Annotated in this window: 22 protein-coding genes and 1 tRNA gene; 20 read left to right on the top strand and 3 right to left on the bottom strand. The window is 32.0% G+C overall.

Going from position 1 to position 20645, the window contains the following annotated elements:
• The first annotated feature begins 6 nt into the window (after nt 1–6).
• On the top strand, nt 7–1488 hold the full coding sequence (gene putP / locus KAR67_RS07415) for a sodium/proline symporter PutP (RefSeq protein WP_002779345.1): 1482 nt from the start codon (nt 7–9) through the stop codon (nt 1486–1488).
• A 141-nt stretch (nt 1489–1629) separates the two neighbouring features.
• Here the strand turns inward: putP and yedF are convergent, their stop codons facing one another.
• Both yedF and yedE read right to left on the bottom strand, forming a co-directional pair.
• Entirely contained in the window at nt 1630–1857 is a 228-nt protein-coding gene (gene yedF, locus KAR67_RS07410) for a sulfurtransferase-like selenium metabolism protein YedF (protein ID WP_002816871.1), read from the bottom strand.
• A gap of 3 nt (nt 1858–1860) precedes the next feature.
• A complete protein-coding gene (gene yedE / locus KAR67_RS07405) occupies nt 1861–3072 on the bottom strand; it encodes a selenium metabolism membrane protein YedE/FdhT (protein WP_162284625.1) in 1212 nt (403 codons plus the stop codon).
• 156 nt (nt 3073–3228) lie between these two features.
• Here yedE and KAR67_RS07400 point away from each other — a divergent pair.
• From KAR67_RS07400 to KAR67_RS07310, 19 genes are all read left to right on the top strand, one after another.
• Nucleotides 3229–3323 (top strand) — tRNA-Sec (locus tag KAR67_RS07400).
• A 21-nt stretch (nt 3324–3344) separates the two neighbouring features.
• A complete protein-coding gene (locus KAR67_RS07395) occupies nt 3345–4595 on the top strand; it encodes an adenylosuccinate synthase (protein WP_072214038.1) in 1251 nt (416 codons plus the stop codon).
• Entirely contained in the window at nt 4592–5020 is a 429-nt protein-coding gene (locus KAR67_RS07390) for a flagellar export protein FliJ (RefSeq protein WP_002779340.1), read from the top strand. The genes KAR67_RS07395 and KAR67_RS07390 overlap by 4 nt, the downstream gene beginning before the upstream one ends.
• Complete coding sequence (locus KAR67_RS07385) at nt 5013–5531, top strand: MotE family protein (RefSeq protein WP_002781188.1); 519 nt, start codon at nt 5013–5015, stop codon at nt 5529–5531. Before KAR67_RS07390 ends, KAR67_RS07385 begins: the two co-directional genes overlap by 8 nt.
• A 73-nt stretch (nt 5532–5604) precedes the next feature.
• On the top strand, nt 5605–6156 hold the full coding sequence (locus KAR67_RS07380; protein ID WP_131235412.1) for a DUF507 family protein: 552 nt from the start codon (nt 5605–5607) through the stop codon (nt 6154–6156).
• Nucleotides 6157–6159: 3 nt separating this feature from the next.
• Nucleotides 6160–7278 carry a glutamine-hydrolyzing carbamoyl-phosphate synthase small subunit gene (carA, locus tag KAR67_RS07375; protein WP_002779337.1) on the top strand — a complete coding sequence of 373 codons (1119 nt, stop codon included), beginning with the start codon at nt 6160–6162 and terminating at the stop codon, nt 7276–7278.
• Nucleotides 7275–7946, top strand: coding sequence for a sulfite exporter TauE/SafE family protein (locus KAR67_RS07370; RefSeq protein ID WP_002781185.1), 672 nt, complete (start codon nt 7275–7277; stop codon nt 7944–7946). Before carA ends, KAR67_RS07370 begins: the two co-directional genes overlap by 4 nt.
• Complete coding sequence (gene bumS / locus KAR67_RS07365; protein ID WP_002779335.1) at nt 7947–9161, top strand: butyrate sensor histidiine kinase-like phosphatase BumS; 1215 nt, start codon at nt 7947–7949, stop codon at nt 9159–9161.
• Between the two features lie 3 nt (nt 9162–9164).
• The gene (gene bumR, locus KAR67_RS07360; RefSeq protein WP_002779334.1) at nt 9165–9833 is read left to right on the top strand and encodes a butyrate response regulator transcription factor BumR; all 669 of its coding nucleotides are present in this window, start codon (nt 9165–9167) and stop codon (nt 9831–9833) included.
• A gap of 128 nt (nt 9834–9961) precedes the next feature.
• A complete protein-coding gene (gene ccoN, locus KAR67_RS07355; protein ID WP_002781183.1) occupies nt 9962–11428 on the top strand; it encodes a cytochrome-c oxidase, cbb3-type subunit I in 1467 nt (488 codons plus the stop codon).
• Nucleotides 11429–11440: 12 nt separating this feature from the next.
• Entirely contained in the window at nt 11441–12106 is a 666-nt protein-coding gene (ccoO, locus tag KAR67_RS07350) for a cytochrome-c oxidase, cbb3-type subunit II (protein WP_002779332.1), read from the top strand.
• Between the two features lie 4 nt (nt 12107–12110).
• On the top strand, nt 12111–12374 hold the full coding sequence (locus KAR67_RS07345) for a cytochrome c oxidase, cbb3-type, CcoQ subunit (RefSeq protein ID WP_002779331.1): 264 nt from the start codon (nt 12111–12113) through the stop codon (nt 12372–12374).
• Nucleotides 12374–13237 carry a c-type cytochrome gene (locus tag KAR67_RS07340; protein WP_002779330.1) on the top strand — a complete coding sequence of 288 codons (864 nt, stop codon included), beginning with the start codon at nt 12374–12376 and terminating at the stop codon, nt 13235–13237. The genes KAR67_RS07345 and KAR67_RS07340 overlap by 1 nt, the downstream gene beginning before the upstream one ends.
• Nucleotides 13234–13458: a DUF4006 family protein gene (locus tag KAR67_RS07335; protein ID WP_162829289.1), complete on the top strand. Its 225-nt coding sequence runs from the start codon at nt 13234–13236 to the stop codon at nt 13456–13458. The genes KAR67_RS07340 and KAR67_RS07335 overlap by 4 nt, the downstream gene beginning before the upstream one ends.
• On the top strand, nt 13455–13556 hold the full coding sequence (locus KAR67_RS07330) for a hypothetical protein (RefSeq protein WP_002779328.1): 102 nt from the start codon (nt 13455–13457) through the stop codon (nt 13554–13556). Before KAR67_RS07335 ends, KAR67_RS07330 begins: the two co-directional genes overlap by 4 nt.
• A complete protein-coding gene (locus KAR67_RS07325) occupies nt 13553–14143 on the top strand; it encodes a hypothetical protein (RefSeq protein WP_002785855.1) in 591 nt (196 codons plus the stop codon). Before KAR67_RS07330 ends, KAR67_RS07325 begins: the two co-directional genes overlap by 4 nt.
• Nucleotides 14136–14660, top strand: a complete 525-nt coding sequence (locus KAR67_RS07320; RefSeq protein ID WP_002785857.1) for a FixH family protein — start codon at nt 14136–14138, stop codon at nt 14658–14660. Before KAR67_RS07325 ends, KAR67_RS07320 begins: the two co-directional genes overlap by 8 nt.
• On the top strand, nt 14657–17023 hold the full coding sequence (locus KAR67_RS07315; RefSeq protein ID WP_002810822.1) for a PD-(D/E)XK nuclease family protein: 2367 nt from the start codon (nt 14657–14659) through the stop codon (nt 17021–17023). The genes KAR67_RS07320 and KAR67_RS07315 overlap by 4 nt, the downstream gene beginning before the upstream one ends.
• Nucleotides 17020–19782 carry a RecB-like helicase gene (locus KAR67_RS07310; protein WP_002799023.1) on the top strand — a complete coding sequence of 921 codons (2763 nt, stop codon included), beginning with the start codon at nt 17020–17022 and terminating at the stop codon, nt 19780–19782. Before KAR67_RS07315 ends, KAR67_RS07310 begins: the two co-directional genes overlap by 4 nt.
• Here KAR67_RS07310 and KAR67_RS07305 read toward each other — a convergent pair.
• On the bottom strand, nt 19779–20483 hold the full coding sequence (locus KAR67_RS07305) for a WG repeat-containing protein (RefSeq protein WP_060800821.1): 705 nt from the start codon (nt 20481–20483) through the stop codon (nt 19779–19781). The genes KAR67_RS07310 and KAR67_RS07305 overlap by 4 nt on opposite strands.
• Nucleotides 20484–20645 lie beyond the last annotated feature (162 nt).

The following is a 20645-nucleotide window of genomic DNA, read 5'->3' as shown; positions in this document are numbered from 1 at the left end:
GTAAAAATGGAAACAGTTCAAATTAATACCCCCATAGCGATAATGTTTGTGGCATATGCTGCTTTAATGCTTTATATAGGTTTTTATTTTTATAGGCAAAATAAAAATACAGAGGATTATTTCCTAGGTGGGCGTTCTTTAGGTCCTGTAGTTTCTGCACTAAGCGCAGGGGCTTCTGATATGAGCGGTTGGCTTTTGATGGGTTTGCCAGGGGCTTTGTATGCAAGTGGACTTATAGAGAGTTATATTGCTATAGGACTTAGCATCGGAGCTTTATTGAATTGGAGTTTTGTAGCAAAAAGACTTAGAATTTATACAAGTGTGATTGCAAATTCTATTACAATACCTGATTATTTCGAAACAAGATTTGATGATGATAAGCATATTTTGCGTATAGTTTGTGCGATTGTCATTTTGATATTTTTTACCTTTTATGTTTCATCAGGACTTGTGGGTGGAGCAAAATTATTTGAAGCAACTTTTGGTATAAGATATGAATATGCGCTTACTACTGGGACGCTTATTATCGTTGCTTATACTTTTTTAGGCGGATATAAAGCAGTTTGTTGGACGGATTTGCTTCAAGGACTTTTAATGATGGGTGCATTGATCGTTGTTCCTGCTGTTATGCTTTATCATTTAGGTGGTTTTGGTGAGGCTATGGCTGTTATAGAAGAAATTAAGCCTAATGCTTTATCCATGGGTGAGGGTATAGGAGCATTAAGCATTGTTTCTGCACTTGCTTGGGGCTTGGGATATTTTGGACAACCTCACATTTTGGTGCGCTTTATGTCTATTCGCTCTACTAAGGATATTCCTGCGGCTACCTTTGTAGGAATTTCTTGGATGGTGATTTCTTTGATAGGTGCTTGCTTTATAGGTCTTTTAGGGATAGCTTATGTGCATAAATTTGAGCTTACTCTTCAAGATCCTGAAAAAATCTTTATTGTAATGTCGCAACTTTTATTTAATCCATGGATAGCAGGTATTTTACTCAGTGCTATTTTGGCTGCTATTATGAGTACTGCAAGTTCACAACTTCTTGTATCAAGCTCTACCATAGCAGAGGATTTTTATAAAAGAATTTTCAACAAAGAAGCATCTAATAAAACTGTGATGAATTTGGGAAGAATAGGCGTTTTACTGGTAGCATTGGTTGCTTTTGTGATTTCAACAGATAAAGAATCAAGTGTTTTAAGTATTGTAGCTTATGCATGGGCAGGATTTGGAGCAAGTTTTGGTTCTGTAATGCTTTTCTCTTTATTTTGGAGCAGAATGACAAGAATAGGAGCGATTTTAGGTATGATAACAGGAGCTGTTATGGTTGTTCTTTGGAAAAATTATTTAGCAGAACTCTTTAATTTCCCTATTTATGAAATAGTTCCAGGCTTTGTAGCTGCTTCAGCAGTGATAATCATTGCAAGCTTACTTACTCAAGTACGCCCAGGAACTAAAGCTGCATATGAAAGAATGTTAAAAGAACTTTAAGATTTTTTAGAAAATGAGGATATTTGTTTAAATATCCTCCAAATTTCCTACTTTTTTATCTCAAAATGAAATTTTTTGCCCCAGCTTTTAAAATTAAAACTAGAGCAAAAGTTTATCAACTCTTTAAATTTGGAGCCAAATTTAAGGCTTTTGGATTAAGAACCGAAGTGTGGGACCATTTTGATCGATTTCAAGAATTTTAAAACCACGATTTTTTGCATCTTGAGGTATAGAATTGATACTTTGTGGACAATCGCAAAGCACTTCTAGGGTTTCTCCGCTTTTAAGTTGCGGCAAGGCATCTAGCGTAGCAATAGCAGGATAAGGACAAGCTTCACCTTCTAAATTTAAAGTATAAGTAATTTTCATTTTTTATCCTTTTTGATTTAGTTTTAGAAAGAAGTGTTTTTTATAAAATAAAACACAAGCAAACATTAAAATAAAAAGAGCTAGATTTATGAAAAACCCACCCAAATTTCCAAATTCATTGAGCAAGTTAATTTTTACGCCCTCTTTGAAAGCGCTAGGTAAAAAGTCATAAGTTAGAGCCAAAATCATCGTTCCTATGATGTTTGCAATACCCACTATCATAAAATGACTTTGTCCCTCGCAAGCACGATAAGTCCATCCGCATTCACAACCCCCTGCGAAAACTATACCAAAACCAAATAAAAATGCCCCAATAGCCACAGCAGGAGAGAGTTCGATGAGTTTGCTATTGTGTCCATGTAAGATGAAAGCAAAAGCGATCAAAGAAGCGATTATCATACCGATTAAAGCGCCTTTTATAGCATTTTCCCTACCAAATAAGAATAAATCTCTAAAACAAGCAGTAAAACAAATTTGTCCTCTGGAGATGATAAAACCAAACGCAAAGCCAAAAATGAGTGCTAAAGCTAAAAGACTTTGTTTGCTTTGTGTGCTTATATTGCCATTAACAAGCATAAGATAAAACACCCATATTAAAAATGCTACAAAAAGAATACTACCTAAAACAAAATGAAATTTCGCACGCGAGTTTTGTTTGAGCAAAGGAATGTTTTCTTTATTTGCACATTGTAATTTTGCTTTAGGTTTAAAAAAGGAAGTGTTACAAAGTTTTACACCAAGATAAATTCCCAAAACCATAAAAACACCAAAAAACCAAGTATGCAGTGAAAAATAAGGCAAGCCTGTAAAAAAGTTTGCCAAGTTACACCCAAAGGCAAGTCTTGCGCCATAGCCTGAAAGAATTCCACCTACTATAGCTTGAAAGATTCTTATATTGCTAGCGGGTAAGCGAAATTTGACTTTGTTGGCTAAAAGTGCGGCTACTAAACAACCTATAAACATGCCTATAAGCATGATTCCATCGGTTCTCGTTAAAGGAGTACCATTTAAATTTTGCTTTTGATAATAAGAATATCCATTCAAATCCATACCTAAAAGCTCTAAAAATTCTCCACCCCAACGCGTCATTTCTCCCGTAACAGCCCAAACACCACCAAAAATTCCAAAGTATACTGCACTTAAAATTCCAAGTGTTATCATAGCACGGGAATTATCCCAAAAATTGATTAAATATTTTTGTTTGAAAGAATTCAAAGAAGTTCCTAAATACCGTAATCATCAAACCTTGATGCTAAAAAAAGAGTGAGATTATAACCTAATTTTAAACTAAAGTCAAAAATCAGTGATGCTTTGATAAAATTTGAAAATTTATTTTGTTTTTCATTTAAAAATAGCTATAATTATAACTTTGGAAGATTAGCGTATCTGGTGATCGTCACTGACTTCAAATCAGATGAAAGGGTAGTTGACTATTCTTTGGGGAGTTCGATTCTCTCATCTTCTCGCCGTAAAATTTAAGGAAAATAATGAGTAAAGCAGATATTATTGTTGGAATTCAATGGGGTGATGAAGGTAAAGGCAAAGTAGTAGATAAATTATGTGAAAATTATGACTATGTGTGTCGCAGTGCAGGGGGACATAATGCAGGACATACCATTTGGGTAAATGGTGTAAGATACGCACTTCATCTTATGCCAAGTGGAGTTTTGCATCCAAGATGTATTAATATTATCGGAAATGGAGTTGTGGTTTCTCCTGAAGTATTGATTGCTGAAATGGCTCAATTTGAAAATTTAAAAGGTAGATTATATATCAGCGATAGAGCTCATTTAAATTTAAAACATCATTCTTTAATAGACATTGCAAAAGAAAAGCTCAAAGGCAAAAATGCCATAGGAACAACAGGTAAGGGTATAGGACCTTCTTATGCAGATAAGATTAATCGTACAGGACATAGAGTTGGAGAGCTTTTAGAACCACAAAGACTTTGCGAGGCTTTGATAAAAGATTTTGAAGCTAATAAAACTTTTTTTGAAATGCTTGAAATTGAAATTCCAAGTGCTGAAGAATTGCTTGCTGATTTAAAACGTTTTAATGAAATTTTAACTCCTTATATTACAGATACTACAAGAATGCTTTGGAAGGCTTTAGATGAAGATAAAAGAGTACTTTTAGAAGGAGCTCAGGGTTCTATGCTTGATATTGATCATGGAACTTATCCTTATGTTACAAGCTCAAGTACTATTTCAGCAGGCGCTTTAACAGGACTCGGGTTAAATCCTAAAGAAGCGGGAAATATTATAGGTATTGTAAAAGCTTATACAACGCGTGTGGGAAATGGAGCTTTTCCTACTGAGGATAAGGGTGAAGATGGAGAAAAAATTGCGCAAATTGGAAAAGAAATTGGCGTAAGCACGGGACGTAAAAGACGCTGTGGATGGTTTGATGCAGTTGCTGTAAGATATACAGCAAGACTTAATGGTCTTGATGCTTTATCTTTGATGAAGCTTGATGTTTTAGATGGTTTTGAAAAGATAAAAATTTGTCGTGCTTATGAATATAAGGGCATGGAAATCGACTATATACCAAGCGATTTAGAAAATGTTCAACCTATTTATGAAGAAATAGATGGTTGGGATAAAGTTTTTGGTATAAAAGATTATGATTTATTGCCAGAAAATGCTAAAAAATATATAGCAAGACTTGAAGAGCTTGCAGGGGTTAAGGTAAAGTATATTTCTACTAGCCCTGAAAGAGATGATACTATCATCTTATGAAAAGTAAATATAATTCTGTTGTAAAGGTAAGAAAACAACAACTTGATAAAGCAGAATCAAATCTTAATCAAGCCAAACAAAGACAGCTTGAACATGAAAAAGCTTATGAACTTTCACGCCAAGAGTGTGAAAGTTTAGGCGTATTGCCAAAATCAGGATCTATAGCAGAGTTAAGATCGAATTTAAGTATGGCGCAAGTAGGACGCGAGGCTTTGGCAAGAGCTAGGGAGAAAGTAGAACTTTCTAAAAAAGAAATGAATCATTATCAGTTTTTATATCAAAAAGCACATTTAGATTATGAAAAAATGAAGGTTTTAGAAGCCGAGGAAATTAAACAAAAGCAAAAAGAACTTGCCAAGGCTGAAGAAAAATTTTTAGATGAAATTGCAATCAGTCGTTTTTTCAAAGGAGAAAAAGATGATTAAAAAATTTATATTGTTAGTTTTTATTTCAAGTGTAGTTTTTGGAGCTGAACAAGATTGTGAGCAGTATTTTGAAGCTAGAAAAGCTCAAATTGAATTGCAAACTAGAGAATTTGATGAAGCAAGGCAAGCTTTAGAAGCTTATAAAGCTTCTTTTGAAGCTTTGCAAAAAGAAAGGCTTGAAGTCTTAAATCAAAGAGAAGCCGAAGTAAATGCGACTTTAGCACAGATTGAAAGTTTAAAAGAACAAAATACAAAACTTTTAGAAGAGCAGCAAAAAATTTTAAATTCTATCAATGAAAAAACAGAAGGTAGGATTAAAGAAATTTATTCGCAAATGAAAGATACTGCAATAGCTGATGTTTTAACCCAAATGGATGCTGAAGATGCGAGTAAAATCATGCTATCTTTAGAGTCTAGAAAAATTTCAGGAGTGCTTTCTAAAATGGATCCTGCAAAAGCGAGCGAATTGACCTTATTGCTAAAAAATATGGATAATAATAAAAGCAATTAAAAATTTAATTTTTTAACATTCTTTTACCAAAAATATATTATTATTTCAAAATTATTAGTGAAAAGGCTTGAAAATGCGTATAAAATTGCCACATATACCTTATATTACAAATAAAATAATGTTAGATATTGCACATTCCTCTTTTGTTGAAATTAAAGACAATATTGAAAAGTTAAACCCTTGCATTAAACAAATTTTAGAAGATGATCTTATGAATGAAAGAAAGCTAGATGAAAGAGTTAAAGAGCTTTTAGAACAACAAGAAAATGAAATGGAGCTTATGCAAGTAGATCGTAAAAATATGTTTTGGCTTGTTAAGAAAAAATTAGCTCCTGAATTTGGTGTGATTTTAAATTCTGAAGATAGACACAATCATTTAGCGCATAGAATTTTAGAAGAACTTATAGAAAATGATTATATTAATTTTGTGGTAAGCGAAAATAGAGTGAAAAATTTAATTTTTTCTAGCATAGATGACTATCTTAAAATTTATGAAAAATTAGAAGATGAGGTTTATGAAAAAATAAGCAATTATAAAACAAAACCTATTCCAGGTAGCGAAGAATATGAGCTTATTTTTGAAAAACTTTACCAAGAAGAGCTTAGAAAAAAAGGAATGTTTTAAATTATGAAAGCTTATATTTATATAGAAAATGATATTTTTTTAACTGCTAAGGCTTTTGGCAAGGGTGGAACTTTTTTTGGCGAGCTTGTATTTAATACTTCTTTAACAGGTTATCAAGAGATAATATCTGATCCTTCTTATGCAGGGCAATTTATCGTATTTTCTATGCCAGAAATTGGTATAGTGGGAACCAATGAAAATGATAATGAAAGCAAGGAAATTTTTGCAAGTGGCGTTTTGATGAGAGAATTAAGCCCTACTTTTTCTAATTTTCGTGCTCAAAAAAGCTTACAAGAATACTTAGAAGAACATGGAAAAATAGGAGTTTATGGACTAGACACTCGCTATTTGGTAAAAATGTTAAGAGACAGCGGAAATTTAAGAGCAGTTATCTCAACTGAAATCTCTAGCAAAGAAGAATTAAAAGCAGCTTTGGAAAAATCTGCAAAAATAGATGAGATTAATTTTGTAAAAGAAGTAAGTACTAAAAAATCCTACGCTCACAAACATGGAGTTTGGAATAATGCTACCCAAAGTTACAATAAGGCTAAAAAAAATACAAAAAAAGTTGCTGTTATTGATTATGGTGTGAAAGCAAACATTCTCAATGAGCTTGTGGAAGTGGGTTTAGAAGTAGAAGTTTTTCCTTATAATACCAAAGCAGAAGAACTTATCAAGCTTTATCAAAAAGGTCAAATTCAAGGTGTATTTCTTTCAAATGGACCAGGAGAGCCAAAAATTTTAAAACAAGAAATTGCTGAAATTAAAAAATTAGCCGAGGCTAAAATTCCTATGCTTGGAATTTGTTTAGGGCATCAGCTTTTAAGTAATGCTTTTGGATATGAAACTTATAAAATGAAATTTGGACAACACGGAGCTAATCATCCTGTGATCAACTTAGAAAACAAAAGTGTTGAAATCACTGCTCAAAACCATAATTATAATGTTCCTGAAGAGCTTTGCGAAGTAGCAATTATAACGCATAGAAATCTTTTTGGAGATAATGTCGAGGGTGTAAGGTATAAAGACTATCCTATTATTTCGGTGCAGCACCATCCTGAAAGTTCATCAGGTCCGCACGAAAGTAAATATATTTTTAAAGAATTTATGAATTTAATGTGAATTTCCTTCCTCTAAATTTTGACTTTTTGGCTATATTTAGTGTAGCCTTTTTATCGAGCTTTGGGCATTGCTATTCTATGTGTGGGGGATTTATTTTAGCTTTTATGAATTTAAATTCAACTCACAAAAATTTGTTTTTATTAACTTTTATTTATCAATTATTTAGAATTTTTTCTTATATTTTATTGGGAATAATCTTTGGGATATTTGGAAATTTATTAGCTATAAATGCCAAAATTCAAAGCTTATCCTTTTTTATACTCGGTGTGTTTATGGTAATTTTAGGTTTTTCTTTAATTTTTAGAGGTAAAATCCTTGCTTTTATCGAAAATCGCGCTTTTTTTGAGTATTTTATAAAAAAGATTATTAAAAAATCTATGGGTTTTAAGGGTGTAAAATCGGCAATGATTTTAGGTTTTGCTAATGGGTTTGTTCCTTGTGGTTTGGTGTATTTTTTTCTAGCGAATGCAATGAGTAGGCAAAATGTTACAGAAAGCATTTTGGTTATGCTAGTTTTTGGTCTTTCAACCCTTCCAGCAATGCTTTTTTTTGTCAAAATATCACAATATTTGGGTGTATTTTTGAAAAAAGTATTTAATTATTTATCTTATTTCATTATTGTAGCTTATGGAATAGGTTTAGCTTATATGGGTTTTAAGGCTTTTTAAATGGCAAATTCAGTTGCCGAGCAAGTTTTAAAAGTAATAGAAAAAAAGACAATTTTCTTTAAGATCAATTTGCAAGGTATAATTATCGATGCAAGTGAAAAATTTTGCAAGATAAGTGGTTATAGTAAAAAAGAGTTGATTGGAAAGCATCATTTTATTTTAAAACATCCTGATGTTAAAGAAAGTTATATCAATCAACTTTTAGGAAAACTTTGGCAAAAAGAAGCTTATTGGGTGGTTTTTAAAAATGTCGATAAGCTAGGCAAAACTTTTTATCTTGACGCATTTTTAATTCCTATTGTAGATAATAAGGGTGATTTAAATGAAATTATTGCTTTATCTTATGATATTAGCAATTCTTTTAAATTAAATGAAGAACTTGTATTAAATCATGCGAAATTGCGTGAAATTAGTGTAAATCTTGAAAAGACAGCTAAAGAGCGCAAGGAAGAATTTGCAAAACTAAGCAAAGATTTTGAGTATAAGCTTAAAGTTGCTTTAGAAAAAAATGAGAAAGATACAAAAAAGATTTATAAAGAAATTTTAAATTCTTCTATAGAGCAGATGATTAGCGATATTGCACATCAGTGGAGACAACCTCTAAATGAGCTTGGTATTGCTATGTTTCAAATGAAACAAAATGTTCAAGATGAGAAGGGTTTTACCGAAATTTATCTACAATCTAAAAGTACGATAAAAAATATGTCAGAAACAATTGATATTTTTAGAACTTTATTTAAAAATAATGAAAACGAAAAAAATCATGTTTCTTTAAGAGAAATTTTAAATAAGGTAATTGGCATTGCTTTTGAAACCATAGAAAAACATCAAGTTAATACTCGAATAATCTCAAAAACAGATTATAGAGTTATAGCGCATGAGAATGGCCTAATGAGAGTTTTTTTAAATTTAATTATAAATTCCATAGAGGCATTTAAGACTCAAAAAGTAAAAAATATTATATTTAGTTTTTCCAAATTTGGAAAAAATTATATTAAAGTCAAGGTTAAGGATAATGCAGGCGGGGTTGATGAAGATATTTTAGACAAAATTTTTCAACCCTATATTACAACTAAACATCCTAGTCAAGGTATAGGAGCGGGACTTTACATCAGCAAGCAAATCGTAGAGAGTTTTGGTGGAAAAATTCAAGTTAAAAATATAAAAGATGGTGCTTGTTTTGAGATATATTTAAAGTTGCAAGAGGGGAATTAAATTATGAAAGAATTGGTTATATTGGTTGTAGAAGATGAAGTAAAAATTAGAGAATCGCTTGTTAATGTTTTATCTTCTCGTTACAGCAAGGTAATAGGTGCACAAAATGGTGATGAGGGTTTAAAGAAATTTAAAAAATTTAAGCCCGATTTGATTATTACAGATATTGCTATGCCTATCATGGATGGGCTTGATATGGCAAAAGAAATTAAAGAAATAGCAAATGATGTTCCTATTGTAGTGCTCAGTGCTTATTCGGAAAAAGAAAGATTGTTGCGTTCTATTGATATAGGTATAGATAAATATTTAATCAAACCTGTAGATGTAGATGAACTTTTTAAAGTTTTGGATTATTTAGTGGGTGAAAAGATAGAAACTAACGCGCTTGTTGATATTTCTAAAGAGTATCAATTCAATAAGACTAAAAGAATATTAATTCATAAAGGACAAGAAATTGTTTTAACCAAAAAAGAGCTTGCTTTTATTTCATTGCTTTTAAAGCAGCCTGGGGTTTTGGTATTGCATGAAGATATTAAGAAGAATGTTTGGATAGGTGAGCATGTTAGCGATACTGCGGTTAGAACTTTTATAAAAAGAGTAAGAGATAAAGTTGGAGAAAAATTTATTAAAAATGTTCCAGGTTTGGGATATAAAATCAATATAGAAAATTAGGACAAAAAAATTCTTTAAAATATAAAAAATAACAAATGATTAACAAAAATATTGGCTTTAAGAAAAAATGTATAATTAATAGTCTATAATATAAACTTGTTATCTTAAAAATTTTAAGGAGAAAGTCGATGCACCCAGGTAATGCATTAAATTACGACTATACAGTTGCAAAATACTTTATGTTTGCGACTATATTGTTCGGGATTGTAGGTATGGCTATAGGAACTCTTATAGCTTTTCAAATGGCATATCCTAATCTAAACTATTTAGCAGGCGAATATGCTACTTTTTCAAGACTTAGACCGCTTCATACTTCTGGTGTGATTTTTGGTTTTATGCTTTCAGGGATTTGGGCAACTTGGTATTATATAGGACAGCGTGTTCTTAAAGTAAGTATGGCTGAATCCAAATTTCTAATGGCTATAGGCAAGCTTCATTTTTGGCTTTATATGATTACCATGATTGTAGCTGTAATTTCTTTATTTGCAGGTGTAAGTACCTCTAAAGAGTATGCTGAACTTGAGTGGCCTTTAGATATTCTTGTTGTGCTTATTTGGGTTTTATGGGGTGTAAGCATTTTTGGACTTATTGGAATTCGCCGTGAAAAAACCCTTTATATTTCTCTTTGGTATTACATAGCTACATTTTTAGGTATTGCTATGCTTTATCTTTTTAACAATATGGCAGTTCCAACTTATTTTGTTGCAGAAATGGGTAAATGGTGGCATAGTGTATCTATGTATGCAGGGACAAATGATGCTTTAGTTCAATGGTGGTATGGGCACAATGCGGTTGCTTTTGTATTTACTGTGGGTATTATTGCTCAAATTTATTATTTCTTACCAAAAGAAAGCGGTCAACCGATTTTCTCTTATAAACTTTCTTTATTTGCGTTTTGGGGCTTGATGTTTGTTTATCTTTGGGCAGGTGGACATCACTTGATTTATTCAACTGTGCCTGATTGGATGCAAACTATGGGTTCGGTTTTCTCTATCGTGCTTATCTTACCTTCTTGGGGTTCAGCGATAAATATCTTACTTACTATGAAGGGTGAATGGAGTCAACTTCGTGAAAGTCCTTTGATTAAATTTATGATTTTAGCATCAACTTTCTATATGTTCTCAACACTTGAAGGCCCAATTCTTTCAATTAAATCAGTAAATGCTCTAGCTCACTTTACAGATTGGATTCCAGGACATGTTCATGATGGAACTTTAGGTTGGGTTGGTTTTATGACTATGGCAGCACTTTATCATATGACTCCTAGAATATTTAGAAGAGAGCTTTATAGCAAATCTTTAATGGAAGCACAATTTTGGATTCAAACTACAGGTATAGTGCTTTATTTTGCTTCTATGTGGATAGCAGGTATCACTCAAGGTATGATGTGGAGAGCTACAGATGAATACGGCAACTTGCTTTACAGCTTTATTGACACTGTTGTAGCTATTATACCTTATTATTGGATTAGGGCAATTGGTGGTTTATTATATCTTATAGGATTTTTCATGTTTACTTATAATATTTATAAATCAATTGCTTGTGGAAAAGTGCTTGATAAAGAGCCAAAAAGCGCTTCGCCTATGGCTGCATAAAAAGGAGAGAAAATGTTTAGTTGGTTAGAAAAAAATCCATTCTTTTTTGCTGTCGCTGTTTTTATTGTGATTGCTTATGCTGGGATTATTGAAGTGCTGCCAAATTTTGCAGAAAATGCAAGACCTATAGAAGGAAAGAAGCCTTATACGGTTTTACAGCTTGCAGGACGCCAAATTTATATCAAAGATAGCTGTAATGCTTGTCATTCACAGCTTATTCGTCCTTTTAAATCTGAAACTGATCGTTATGGTATGTATTCTGTCAGTGGCGAATTTGCTTATGATAGACCTTTTCTTTGGGGTTCAAAAAGAACAGGTCCTGATTTAATGCGTGTTGGAAATTATAGAACTACAGACTGGCATGAAAACCATATGTGGGATCCTGTTTCAGTTGTTCCAAATTCTATTATGCCTGCTTATAAGCATATGTTTAAAAACAATGCCGACATGGAAACTGCTTATGCAGAAGCTTTAACTGTTAAAAAAGTGTTTAATGTCCCTTATGATACTGAAAATGGAACCAAGTTAGGTACTTGGGAAGAAGCACAAGCTGAAATAAAAGCCGAAGCACAAGCTATAGTTGATCAAATGAAAAATCAAGAGGTAAAAGATGCTTTTGCTAGGGGCGAGATTAAAGAAATCGTTGCTTTAATCGCTTATTTAAATAGCTTAAAGTAAAAATATGGAACATTTAGTGATTATTTGGAATGTGATTAAAAATTTGGTCACTTTGAATTTATCAGCAGTGCAAAAACATGAATGGGAAATTTTTCAAGGTTATGGATTTTTTCTATTTGTAATGTTTTTATCAATAGTATTGTATTCTTATTGGTATCATCTTTATAGGGCAGAAAAAAAAGGCGAGAGAAATTATGAAAAATATGCAAATCTCGCTTTGAGCGATGATATCGATGATAGTGTTTTAGAAAGTAAAAGGAGTGCTTGATGCAATGGTTAAATTTGCAAGATAATGTTAATTTATTATCTTTCATTGGAGCGATTCTTATTATATTGATTACTCTTGTAGTCGTTGGTAGAATGTTTAAATATATGAAAGAGAAAAAAGGTGAGGCAGAATTAAGTGAGCATAGCTGGGATGGCATAGGAGAATATAAAAATGCGATTCCAATAGGCTGGGCTGTTATATTCTTTCTTACCATAGTATGGGCAGTTTGGTATTTTTTATGGGGATATCCTTTAAATTCTTACTCAAGTATAGGTGAGTACAACGAAGAAGTTAAGGCTTACAATACTAAATTTGAAGAAAAATTCCAAAACTTATCTACTGAAGATAAGGTAGCTATGGGACAAAATATCTTTTTGGTTCAATGCTCTGCTTGTCATGGAATTACTGGTGATGGTATCAATGGAAAAGCTCAAAATTTAAATATTTGGGGTAGCGAAGAGGGTTTAATCGATGCGATTAAACATGGTGCAAAAGGTATGAATTTCCCAGGTGGAGAAATGCCTGCTGCTGCGGATTTGGGAATTGCTGAAGAAGATATTCCTGCGATTGCTGCTTATGTAGCAAAAGAGCTTTCTGCTATCAAGAAAACTTCTAATGAAAATTTGGTTGCTAAAGGAAAAGAGGCTTATGCAACTTGTGCAGCTTGCCATGGTGAAGATGGAAAAGGTCAAGATGGAATTTTCCCTGATCTTACAAAATACGGCTCAGCAGCATTTGTTGTAGATGTTTTACATAGTGGTAAAACAGGCTTTATTGGAGCTATGCCAGCATTTTCTATATTGAATGATACTCAAAAAGAAGCTGTTGGTGAGTATGTAATTTCTCTTTCAAGGGGTGAATAATGGAAAACACTAATAGATGCGTATTTTCTCTTTCAGGTGTTACGGGTATGCTGATTGCTACCGTTTTATTGCTTGCAATTTTAGTAGGTTTAACCATTTGGGGTCTTAAAGCTCAACAAGAAGTAATGCAACAGCCCTACAGCCTTAAAGATATCCAAAATGTTAAAATGCTTGGTTCAAAAGAACAAGATCATAAAAGCATAGGAGGGACAGCGCAATGAGTAAAGTTTTAGAATATTTGATTGTTATTGGCTTAGTTGTGACTGCTGCGATTACTGCATGGTCGGTTTTAACTGCAAACCATCTTCATATAGGATGAGAAAAATACTACAGGATGGCTTATTAGCCATCTTTTTATTTTTTATACCTGTGCAAATTCTTGCCCTTGAGCCTGTAGTTTTTAATGAAAATATACTTAACCAAAAAGTTGTTGATGAGATTAATCTTATCGGTAAAGAACTTCAAGAAAAAAGCGGAATTTTTGCCGGCGTAGCAATTGGCGATAAGAGCGATTTTCAAACTTTATTAGACTTGCATAAGCAACTCCCACAATCTTATGTTTTGCTTGTTTTATCTAAAAATTCTCATAAAGTCGATATCATAGGTTCTAAAGGAGCTTTAACTTTAATCGATAAAGAAGCTGTGCTTAGTCCTTATCCAGGAACAGGATCTATTTTGCCTATTTTAGCGACCAATAAAGGCGATATTTATAATGCGGCTATTTTAAATGGCTATGGAGATATGGTTGATCGTTTAGCACAAGCTAGAGGGATTGAATTGCAACACTCTATAGGCAATGCAAACCGCGATACTATCAATATTTTAAGAATTTTAATCTATGGCTTTATTTGCTTTGCGTTGTTATACTACGCTCAAAGAAGAATGAAAAGGAAGAAAAATGCTTGAAAGTAAAAAAACCTTTTGGCCTTATGGAATTTTAATTTCGATTTTTGCTATTGTGGTTGCTTGTGTGGCAACTATTATAGTGGCAAGCAATTATCCTGTATATGAGGATGATTTTTATTTTGACTCTTACCAAAATGTTGAAAATAATTATAATATTATCCAAAAACAACAAGAGCAATTTGATACCTTGTTTAAGGTTGAATTTCAAAATGATAAGATTGATTTGATTGGTAAAAGAAAGATTGCAAGTTATACAATCAGTGCAGATTCTTATCTAGCGCAATTTAAAATAACAGCCTTAAACGATCAAGCAAATATACAAAATTTAAAGAGTGAAATTTTACTTACAAGACCTCACACAAGAGAATTTGATCAAAAACTTTTAGGGCAAATTCAAGATGGAGTTTTAAGTGTATCCTTGCCTCAGCTTGAAAAAGGTAGATGGCAACTCAAAATCAAACTTAGCACAGATGATGAAATAACAGGCTTTTTTAGCTATGAATTAAATGCTCAATGATACTAAGAATATTTAGTTCCTCAAGAAAGATTAAAGAATATCAAGAAAAAGCAAAGGCCAAAAACGCTTTACTTGATTCTGCTTTTCTTGTATCAGATTTTTTAGATCGAGTATGCGTGGTAAATTCTTTTAAAGCAAGCTCTTATGAGAGCTTGCTTTTAATGCAAGAAGCTTGTTTAAAAAGTAAAGATTTAGAAAAAAAACTAGGTATTTCAGCTGAATTTTTTGCTTTTTTGAAAAATAACGAATACCTTTTTTCTTTTTTTAAAGAATTAAGTTTAGAAAAAAAAAGTATACAAGATCTTAAAAACAATGACTATTACGCAACTTATAATGAGCATTTAGAAATTTTAGACGAGGTTTATACAAATTATCTTCTTTTGCTTAAGCAACACAATTTATACGATGATTTATCCTTAGCTCAAGAATATAAACTTAATTTAGATTTTTTAAACGAATACGAAAGTATATATTATGATTTACAAGGTTTTTTAAGCAAATTTGAAGAGGATTTGTTGTGTGAGATTTCTAAAATCAAAAGCACAATCATAAGCTTTAAAACAAGCAAATTTAATCTTGAATACCTACTAGAACTTGACTTTTTAAAAGATATACACTTGGAACTTGATATGTTTTATGAAGTCAATCTTTCACAAAAAAAGATTTTAAAACAAGAAAAACTTTCAAATCCTAACACTTTAGTCAAGCTAAAGGCTTTTGAGCTTAGGTCTTTACAATGTGCTTTTGTTATGGATGAAATTTCTAATTTTGTCCGAGCAGGAATAGATCCTGAAAAGATAGCTGTTATCACTCCTGATGAAAGTTTTTGTGAGCTTTTAAAACTTTTTGATAAAAACAATATGTTAAATTTTGCTAGTGGAGTAAGCATTAAAGAAAGTTTGTTTTATCAAAAGATCAAAGCCTTATATAATGGAGCAAATTCAGACGCTTTTATCTATAAGATAGATGAGAATTATTTCGAACAAGAAAAAATGATTTTTGATTATCATAATACTTTGTTGCATTATTTAGAACTTCAATTTGAAGATTTTAGAACTCGCTTTGATCAAATTTGTGATTTGCAGTATTTTGAAAATTTAATCCACAGTTTTTTAAAAGATGAAAGTCAAGAGCTTATGAATTTGGTGCAAAAAGAGCTTTGTTTTATAAAGGACTTGCTCAAAAACAAATCCTTAAAGCTTAAAGAACTCATGCAACTTTTTTTCATGCAATTAGATCAAATAAAGCTAAGTTATGTGGGTGGTGGAAAAGTCACTGTTATGGGACTTTTAGAAAGCAGGGGACTTAGTTTTGATGGTGTTGTCATACTTGATTTTAATGAAGATTTTGTTCCTAAAAGAAGTATTAATGAGTTGTTTTTAAACAATGAAGTGCGTAAAAAAGCAGGGCTTATAAGCTATGAAAGAAGAGAGAATTTACAAAGACTTTATTATGAAAATTTGATGAAAAATGCTAAAAAACTTAGCATTAGTTTTGTGGAGAATGAAGAGCAAACTCGATCGCGTTTTTTAGATGAGCTTGATTTTAATTTTTTTGAAGAAAAAACCACACCTTCTAAAGCCTATTTAAATGCTTTAAAACTCGACTATCAAGGCGTAGAGTTAAATTTAAATCCTATAAAAGTACCTGTTTTAAAACACGATATTTTCGAAAAAGAATTATCGTTTAGTCGTTTGAATTTATTTTTATATCAAAAAAGAACTTATTTTTATCGCTATATTTTAGAATTACCTGAAGCTAGAGCCTTAAGCGATGAAAGCAAGGCTAAAAATCAAGGAAATTTTATCCATAAAATGCTCGAGCTTTATTATAAGAATTATTCTAAAAATAATTTTAACCTAAAAATTTTCAATGATTTGTTAGAGCAAGAATATCCAAAATACAGCATTAGCGAACTTGAGCTTGAAATTTTTAAATTAAAATTTATACAATTTGCCGAAAATGAAAAAGAGCATTTTAAATTAGGTTATAAGGTGATTGAGCAAGAAGAGGAACATCATAAAGCTTTAAATATCCAAAATCATACGATCAGGCTTAAGGGTATTGTTGATCGTATTGATAAGCTTGAGGATAAACATTTTATCATTGATTATAAAAGTGGAAAAGTCCCTGAAAAATCCTTTCAGCTAGCTTTTTATAAGGCTTTATGCGATGAAAATGCGGAAGCAAAATTTTATGATTTAAATCAAATGCAATTTGTTGAAGAAAAGGCCAAAAGCTTGGATGAGCTTAAAGAATGTCTAAAAGATTTGCTTGAGCAAAGAGAAGAAGAGATTGAATTTGAAAACGATAAAGATGAGTATTGCCCTTATAAAATCATCTACAAAAAGGATTTTAGATGAAATTTAAGCCTTTTTTAGCCTTAGAAGCAAGCGCAGGAAGCGGTAAAACTTTTGCCTTAAGTGTGCGTTTTGTGGCTCTTATTTTACAAGGAGCAAAAATAAATGAAATTTTAGCTCTAACTTTTACCAAAAAAGCAAGCAACGAAATGAAAAAAAGGATTATCGAAACTTTTTTAAATTTGGAAAAAGAAAGTAAAAAAAGCGAGTGTAAAGAGCTTTGTGAGCTTTTAGGGTGCGAAGAAGACGAGCTGATATTTTTAAGAGATAAGAAAAAACAAGAGTTTTTAAGACAAGAGCTTAAGATAAGCACATTTGATTCTTTTTTTAGTCGAATTTTAAGAGCCTTTGCTTTAAATTTGGGATTAAGTAGTGATTTTGATACAAGTGAAGAAAAGCTCGATGTTAGGGCTGTTTTTTTAAAATTACTCAACCGCCAAGAATTAAAAGATTTAGCTTATTATAAGGTGAGTTTAGAAGATAATCATGATTTTTTTGAAGAGCTTGAGAATTTCTATGAAAATGCGTATTTTAAAGAATGCGTAAGGATTCCTAATCCTTCAAAAGCTTCTATCAATCAAGCCTATGATGATTTAAGGGTTTATTGTTTAAGCTTAGATCATGTCAAAGGATATAAATATTTATGCACGCATTTTAAAGATGAAGTGCTTCAATTAAGCCAATTTGCAAAGTCAGATCTTTTGAATTTAACAGGTGCTCCAAAATACTTGCAAGAATTAGAAGATAGCGATGCTAAATTCAGCCAAAAAAGAAAAGCATTCATCAAAGCTTTAGATGCTTATGCTAAAGAGCTTGAAGAATATAAGATCGCAAATTTAATGAATCTTTTAAGCCATTTTAGCAAGGCTAAAGATATCATCCAAAAAGATAAAAATACTTTAAGCTTTAGCGATATTAGCCGAAGGGTGCTAGATCTTATCAGAAGTGATTTTAAAGATATGATTTATTTTCGCTTGGATGGCTATATTTCTCATTTATTAATCGATGAATTTCAAGATACTAGCGTGGTGCAGTATCAAATTTTAAGACCTTTGATCGCCGAGCTTGTTTCGGGCGAGGGCGTGAAGAAAAATAGAACCTTTTTTTATGTGGGCGATAAAAAACAAAGTATCTATCGTTTTAGAAAGGGTAAAAAAGAACTTTTTGATTTGTTGCAAACTGAATTTAAACAAATTCAAAAAGATCAACTCACGATCAATTACCGCTCTAAACAAATTTTGGTTGATTTTGTCAATAAAACCTTTCAAAGCAAGATTAAAGACTACACCCCTCAACTTTCTTTAGAAAGCAAAAAAGGTGGCTTTGTGCGTGTGATCGAGTCGCAAGAAACAAAGGTGGATAAAGATCAAGCTAAAGAAATTCAAGATAAAACCCTAGAAGCTTTGCTAGAGCAGCTTAAATTTTTAAAAAGTAAAAATATCATTTATGATGATATTTGCATTTTGTGTTGGAAAAATAACGATGCGGATATGATTTTGGATTTTTTACACGAGCAAGATATCCCAGCCTTTACTCAAAGTAATATTTTACTCGAAAATAAAGCCTGCATAAGAGTGCTTTTAGAATACGCTAAATACTGCATTTTTGGCGATAAGTTTTACTTGCATTTTTTAAAAGAAATGTTAGGTTTTGAGCCTTTGAAATTAAAGCTTGATTTGGCAAAAAGTGCTGTGCAAAATGTGCTTTATTTGATCAAAGAATTAAAACTTGATCTTAATGATATGGCTTTGATTCAGTTTATAGAATACGCTAAAAGCAAGGATGATTTTTTAAAGCTTTTGTTTGAGCCTTGCACTTTAAAAATTATGAGTGAGCAAAATAGAGGTATAAATATCATGACTGTGCACAAATCCAAGGGCTTGGAATTTGATCATGTGATTTTACTTGATAGTCTTTCAAAAAACAATCCCAACAATAAAACCATAATGCTTGAGTACGATATCGATCAAGGTTGGGAGCTTCACATAAAAGATAGCTACCGAAAAGCGACTCAAGAGAGCGAATATAAAGCTTTTATAGATAAAATCACAAAAGCAGATTACGAAGATGATATCAATAAGCTTTATGTTGCTTTTACAAGGGCAAAAGACAATCTTATCATCATCAAAAGAAATGCCTCGTTTCAAAGTGGAAATTATCCAAGTTATTTAAACACTATGCTTGATATTGAAATTCAAGAATTAGGCGAGATAGAAATTCAAACCAATGACACCCACTTGCCTCAAAAAGAAAGCTTTCAAGCCTTAATGGAATTTGAAAAAATTCCTTTGCAGGATATAGAAAGAAAAGAAAATACAAGCTCGGATGAAATTTATTTTGGAAATGCTTTTCACTTTTTTATGCAGAATTTAAAGCTTCCACAAGGAGAAAATTTTGACATTCTTTGTCAGAAGGTGAGTGGTAAATTTAGACATTTTTTAAATCACGATGATTTTGAAAGGCTTTTTAAAAGGATAAAAAATTTACTTGCTAATGCCCAATTTCAAAAACTCATCGAAAATAAAAAATTGCTCAAAGAGCAAGCTTTGAGTTTTCAAGGTGAGATTAAACAGCTTGATTTGCTTGCTTTAGGCGAGGATGAAGCTATCATTATAGACTATAAAACGGGTTTGAATTTCAACAAGCATAAAGAGCAGGTTTTGCTTTATAAAGAAGCTATAGAGAAGATTTTGGCTAAGAAATCAACTCAAGCTTTTTTAGTTTATGTTTTAGAAGATAAGGTGGAGATAATAGAGATTTAATAGCGTATATCATCAAATTTAGGCTCGATTACAATTTTTCCACTTTTATCTATTAAACCGTATTTTCCATTTAACTCTACTTTTGCTAATCCTTCTCTAAAGCTCCAAATACTATCAAATTTAGGCTTGATTACGAATTTCCCACTTTTATCTATTAAACCAATTTTTCCATTTAACCCAACACTTGCTAATCCTTCTCTAAAATCCCAAATATCATCAAATTTAGGTTTGATTGCAAATTCTCCATTTTTATCTATAAAGCCCCATTTGCCATTTAACCCTACTGCTGCTAATCCTTCGCTAAAATCCCAAATACTATCAAATTTAGGCTTGATTACGAATTTCCCACTTCTATCTATAAAACCCCATCTTCCATTTAACTTAACTCCTGCTAACCCTTCACTAAAATACTCACCACTATCAAATTTAGGCTTGATTACGAATTTCCCACTTCTATCTATAAAACCCCATCTTCCATTTAACTTAACTCCTGCTAACCCTTCACTAAAATACTCACCACTATCAAATTTAGGCTCGATTGCAAATTTTCCACTTCTATCTATAAAACCGTATTTTCCATTTAACTCAACTTTTGCCAATCCCTCACTGAAGCCCCAAATATCATCAAATTCAGGCTTTGCTATAATTTCCCCGTTTTTATCTAAGAAGCTCCACTGTCCATCGATTTTTACCGTGAACATAATGGACGCGCGCATTCCCGACAACGCCGGAAACAAGCCGTGCCACGAGCTTATAATAAAAGAGGGAAGAGAAGCGTATTTTTCCTCACTTCCGGTGAAGGATATCGAGAAAAATCTAAATGATAACGGAATTCCGTCGTCGGTATCGTATGGAGCGGACAA

The sequence above is a fragment of the Campylobacter sp. JH32 genome (assembly GCF_017846535.1).
GTDB classification, from domain to species: domain Bacteria; phylum Campylobacterota; class Campylobacteria; order Campylobacterales; family Campylobacteraceae; genus Campylobacter_D; species Campylobacter_D coli.
The sequence above is the reverse complement of the archived record's forward strand: the minus strand, read 5'-3'. Positions and strand labels throughout refer to the sequence as shown.

Excerpts from the sequence above, each read along its gene's own strand:
- KAR67_RS07390 (WP_002779340.1), top strand. The coding sequence starts at position 4,592 with ATGAAAAGTAAATATAATTCTGTTGTAAAGGTAAGAAAACAACAACTT.
- KAR67_RS07305 (WP_060800821.1), bottom strand. The coding sequence starts at position 20,483 with ATGTTCACGGTAAAAATCGATGGACAGTGGAGCTTCTTAGATAAAAAC.
- KAR67_RS07345 (WP_002779331.1), top strand. The coding sequence starts at position 12,111 with ATGGAACATTTAGTGATTATTTGGAATGTGATTAAAAATTTGGTCACT.
- ccoN (WP_002781183.1), top strand. The coding sequence starts at position 9,962 with ATGCACCCAGGTAATGCATTAAATTACGACTATACAGTTGCAAAATAC.
- KAR67_RS07380 (WP_131235412.1), top strand. The coding sequence starts at position 5,605 with ATGCGTATAAAATTGCCACATATACCTTATATTACAAATAAAATAATG.
- KAR67_RS07340 (WP_002779330.1), top strand. The coding sequence starts at position 12,374 with ATGCAATGGTTAAATTTGCAAGATAATGTTAATTTATTATCTTTCATT.
- KAR67_RS07320 (WP_002785857.1), top strand. The coding sequence starts at position 14,136 with ATGCTTGAAAGTAAAAAAACCTTTTGGCCTTATGGAATTTTAATTTCG.
- KAR67_RS07385 (WP_002781188.1), top strand. The coding sequence starts at position 5,013 with ATGATTAAAAAATTTATATTGTTAGTTTTTATTTCAAGTGTAGTTTTT.
- bumR (WP_002779334.1), top strand. The coding sequence starts at position 9,165 with ATGAAAGAATTGGTTATATTGGTTGTAGAAGATGAAGTAAAAATTAGA.
- carA (WP_002779337.1), top strand. The coding sequence starts at position 6,160 with ATGAAAGCTTATATTTATATAGAAAATGATATTTTTTTAACTGCTAAG.
- KAR67_RS07325 (WP_002785855.1), top strand. The coding sequence starts at position 13,553 with ATGAGAAAAATACTACAGGATGGCTTATTAGCCATCTTTTTATTTTTT.
- yedF (WP_002816871.1), bottom strand. The coding sequence starts at position 1,857 with ATGAAAATTACTTATACTTTAAATTTAGAAGGTGAAGCTTGTCCTTAT.
- KAR67_RS07330 (WP_002779328.1), top strand. The coding sequence starts at position 13,455 with ATGAGTAAAGTTTTAGAATATTTGATTGTTATTGGCTTAGTTGTGACT.
- bumS (WP_002779335.1), top strand. The coding sequence starts at position 7,947 with ATGGCAAATTCAGTTGCCGAGCAAGTTTTAAAAGTAATAGAAAAAAAG.
- KAR67_RS07310 (WP_002799023.1), top strand. The coding sequence starts at position 17,020 with ATGAAATTTAAGCCTTTTTTAGCCTTAGAAGCAAGCGCAGGAAGCGGT.
- KAR67_RS07395 (WP_072214038.1), top strand. The coding sequence starts at position 3,345 with ATGAGTAAAGCAGATATTATTGTTGGAATTCAATGGGGTGATGAAGGT.
- putP (WP_002779345.1), top strand. The coding sequence starts at position 7 with ATGGAAACAGTTCAAATTAATACCCCCATAGCGATAATGTTTGTGGCA.
- ccoO (WP_002779332.1), top strand. The coding sequence starts at position 11,441 with ATGTTTAGTTGGTTAGAAAAAAATCCATTCTTTTTTGCTGTCGCTGTT.
- KAR67_RS07315 (WP_002810822.1), top strand. The coding sequence starts at position 14,657 with ATGATACTAAGAATATTTAGTTCCTCAAGAAAGATTAAAGAATATCAA.